Origin of the sequence: Bradyrhizobium sp., assembly GCF_016462955.1 — a bacterium.
Taxonomy (GTDB): Bacteria; Pseudomonadota; Alphaproteobacteria; order Rhizobiales; family Xanthobacteraceae; genus Bradyrhizobium.
The window spans coordinates 1-1781 of sequence record NZ_JAEMSD010000837.1 but is presented as its reverse complement, the minus strand read 5'-3'; the positions used below and the strand labels follow the sequence as shown (position 1 = coordinate 1781).

The following is a 1781-nucleotide window of genomic DNA, read 5'->3' as shown; positions in this document are numbered from 1 at the left end:
CGGAACTACCAAAAGGCGAAACCAAATGGCGCAATCCTTCGACTATGAGACCGCATCCGCATCGGACGAGGCCGAGACGTCTCCGCTGGAGCGGCTGGCGGAGATCGCCCAGCGCACGGCCGAGGAGACCGGCAAGTTCGCAAATGTCGACGCCATCCTGCGCATTCCCGTCACCATGCAGGTCGTGCTGGGATCGGCGACCATTCCGGTGGCAAACCTGATGAAGCTCGGACGCGGCGCGGTGGTTCCGCTCGACCACCGGGTCGGCGAGCCGGTCGACGTCGTGGTCAACGGCCGCATCGTCGCTCGCGGCGAGGTGGTCGTCGTCGAGGAGGACAATTCGCGCTTCGGCGTCTCGCTCACCGAGATCGTCGGGCCGCTGGGGCAGGGTGACAGCTGACCATGGCGGCACCGGTCGGCATCGCTCCCGTCAAGCAGCGAGGCGTTACCACGCTGGGCGGCACGGAAAAGGTCGCCGCGCTCCTGCTGGCGATGGGCCGGCAGGCCGCGGCGAGCGTGCTGCAGCAGTTCGAGCCGCAGGAGATCCGCATCGTCACCAAGGCGGCGGCCGAGCTGCGGCCGATCACCGCGCAGGAGCTCGAGGGGATCGTCGAGGAGTTCGCCCAGCAGTTCTCGATGGGAGCCAACATCCTCGGCACCCTCGGTGGTCTCGAAGCCGTGCTCGGCGACGTGCTGCCCGCCGATCAGGTCTCGCAGATCATGTCGGATCTGCTCGGCAATTCGAGCCGATCGGTGTGGGACCGCGTCTCGTCGGTGTCCGAAAACTCGCTGGCGAGCTACCTGTCCAAGGAGCATCCGCAGACCGCGGCGCTGATACTGTCCAAGGTCAAGCCGGCCTGCGCCGCCAAGGTGATGAGCCAGCTGCCCTCGAGCCTGCGCAACGAATTGATGCGGCGCGTTCTGAGCCTGAAACCGATCGTCGACGATGCCATGCGCATCATCGAGAAGACGTTGCACGAGGACCTGACGCTGAACTTCGCCCGCAACCTCGGCGCCGACACCTATGCCCGCGTCGCGGACATCATCAACAAGATGGAGCGCGGCCATATCGAGGACATGCTGAAGAGCCTGTCCGAGAAGCGCCCCAAATCGGCCGAGGTGCTCAAGGAGCTGTTGTTCACCTTCGACGACGTGGTCAATCTGACGCCGAAGGCCCGGACCATGATCTTCGATCAGGTTCCGACCGATCGCATCGTCGTCGCGCTGAAGGGCACCGACAAGCATTTCCGCGAGCTGATCCTGTCCTCGGTGGCCTCGCGTGTTCGCCGCGTCGTCGAGCACGAGCTCGCGATCGGCGAGCCCTCCAACCAGCGCGACGTGCTGGAGGCGCGGCGCGTGATCACCGACCTTGCGCTCGAACTGGCGGAGAAGGGCGAGATCGAGCTCAACCCCGAGCAGGAGGATGAGCTGGTCTTCCGCTGACCGCTGAACGGGCATGGCAGAAACATCCGATCAGGACAGCAAGACAGAAGAGCCTACCGAGAAGAAAGTCCGTGACGCCCTCGAACAGGGCAAGATCCCGGTCTCTCGGGAGGCCTCGATTTTCGCATCGATGGCCGCGCTCATGGTGATCCTGTCGTTCCTGATCGGCCAGGGCGTGCAGCAATTGACGCCGACGCTGAAGAGCCTTCTCGACGATCCCGGGGGCTTCCCGCTCGCAAACGGCGCGGATGTGCAGAACCTGCTCGCCGTGATCGGCCTCCAGGCCTTGCGGTTCCTGGTGCCGCTGCTCGTGATCCTGGTGGCGTTCGGCCTCGCCG

At 65.1% G+C, this 1781-nt stretch carries 3 protein-coding genes; all 3 read left to right on the top strand.

The features are described 5' to 3' along the window. Positions 1 to 25: 25 nt before the first annotated feature. Positions 26 to 400: a flagellar motor switch protein FliN gene (gene fliN / locus JHD07_RS39000; protein ID WP_291631899.1), complete on the top strand. Its 375-nt coding sequence runs from the start codon at positions 26 to 28 to the stop codon at positions 398 to 400. Positions 401 to 402: 2 nt separating this feature from the next. Continuing rightward, the gene (locus JHD07_RS38995; protein ID WP_157281925.1) at positions 403 to 1443 is read left to right on the top strand and encodes a flagellar motor switch protein FliG; all 1041 of its coding nucleotides are present in this window, start codon (positions 403 to 405) and stop codon (positions 1441 to 1443) included. Between the two features lie 13 nt (positions 1444 to 1456). Then, positions 1457 to 1781: EscU/YscU/HrcU family type III secretion system export apparatus switch protein (locus JHD07_RS38990; RefSeq protein WP_291631895.1), on the top strand; the 325-nt coding region annotated here is incomplete at its 3' end.

Excerpts from the sequence above, each read along its gene's own strand:
- fliN (WP_291631899.1), top strand. The coding sequence starts at position 26 with ATGGCGCAATCCTTCGACTATGAGACCGCATCCGCATCGGACGAGGCC.
- JHD07_RS38995 (WP_157281925.1), top strand. The coding sequence starts at position 403 with ATGGCGGCACCGGTCGGCATCGCTCCCGTCAAGCAGCGAGGCGTTACC.